Below are 1,552 nucleotides of genomic sequence, written 5' to 3' on the forward strand. Positions count from 1 at the left end.
CGCCACACTGCGCGCCGAACCCTCCTCCGTCGCCGTCGAGCACGCCGAACGCGCCCTGGAGGGCGGCCTCAGCTGGGCCGACGAGAGCCGGGGCTTCGAGGTTCCGGTCCTGGTCGCCCTCACCTTCCTCTACGCCGACCGGCCCGGCCGCGCCGAGGAGCTCTTCGCGGCCGGCACCGCCGAGTTCGAGCGCCAGGGCTGGCGCGGCGCCCACCTCTCCTTCGCGTACACGCTTCAGGGCTACATCCGGCTGCGCCGCGGCCGGCTCGTCGAGGCGGAGGACTTCGTCCGCGCGGGTCTGCGGCTCGCCGAGCGCGTCGGACCCCGCACCCCCGCCCACTGGTACGCCGTCGGTGTCACGATCGAGGTGCTGCTCGCCCGCGGCCGGGTCGAGGAGGCCGCGCGGATCGCCCGGACCCACGACTTCGGCGAGCCGTTCCCCGCCGCCGTCACCTTCCCCGACTCCCAGACCGTCCACGCCGAACTGCTTCTCGCCACGGGACGCGTCGAGGAGGCGGCGGCCGAGCTGGCCGCCGTCGGCCGGCGCCTCGACCCGCGCGGCATGCGCAACCCGGCCTGGTGCCCCTGGCAGCTCCACCTCGCCCTCGCCGAGGCGCGGGAGACCCCCGAGCGGGCCACCGCGACCGCCCTGGAGGCCGTGGCCCGCGCCCGCCAGTACGGCGCGCCCTCCACGATCGGCCAGGCGCTGCGCGTGACGGCCGAGGTCGTCGGCGGCGACGAGCGCGTGAAGCTCCTGGAGGAGTCCGTCGACTGGCTGGAGCGGTCGCCCGCCGCGTACGAGCTGGCCCGCTCCCTCGTGGCCCTGGGAGGGGCGCTGCGCCGCACCGGACGCACCGGTGAGGCCGCCGACTACCTCTACCGGGGCCTGGAGGCCGCCCAGACGTGCGGGGCGGACGGACTGGGGGACGAGGCCAGGGCGGAGCTCGCCGCCGCCGGGCTCCGGCCCCGGACCCTCCACCCGGCCGGCACGGACACACTCACCGCGCGTGAGCACACCGCGGCCGAGCTCACTGTCCGTGGCGAGGACGCGGCGGCCGCGCTGGGTGCCGACGACGCGGCCGTGACCCAGCTGCTGTCCGCCGTCTACCGCAAGCTCGGCACTGATCGCGCGGGTCTCGTCCAGGCACTGGGGAAGACCGGCCGGGAGCCCCGAGAGGGAGGCCGCCCCGACTGACCGCCCCACGCTCTCGTCGTCCCTGCTCACCAGGGGTGAGCAGGGTCCTCCGGTGCTCTCGCCGAGCCGCCGGGCCGGACCGCCACGGCCCCGAGGGTGGTGCCGTCGGGGTTCGCCCGGGCCGGACCGTCACGGCTCCGCGTGTAGCCGTCGCAGGTCGCCCTGGCAGGCGCCACGGCCCCGAGGCGGTGCCGTCGACGTCCGCCGGGCCGAGCCGTCACTGCCCTCCGGGGAGGGTGTCGTGGTCCCCGTTATGTTCTTCGCGGTCCTGCAAGAGGGCCGCTGGCCTCCGGGCCCGGCATGACTGTGTCCCCCTGTCGAACGGATGACCTGGGGGGTGGTGTCACCGGGCCCGAG

General features: G+C 76.5%; 1 pseudogene. It reads left to right on the plus strand.

The features are described 5' to 3' along the window. Positions 1 to 1,195 (plus strand): annotated as a pseudogene (locus tag ACFUJR_RS29430) (ATP-binding protein); the annotation flags it as partial. Positions 1,196 to 1,552 lie beyond the last annotated feature (357 nt).

The sequence above is a fragment of the Streptomyces sp. NPDC057271 genome, assembly GCF_042668715.1.
Taxonomy (GTDB): Bacteria; Actinomycetota; Actinomycetes; order Streptomycetales; family Streptomycetaceae; genus Streptomyces.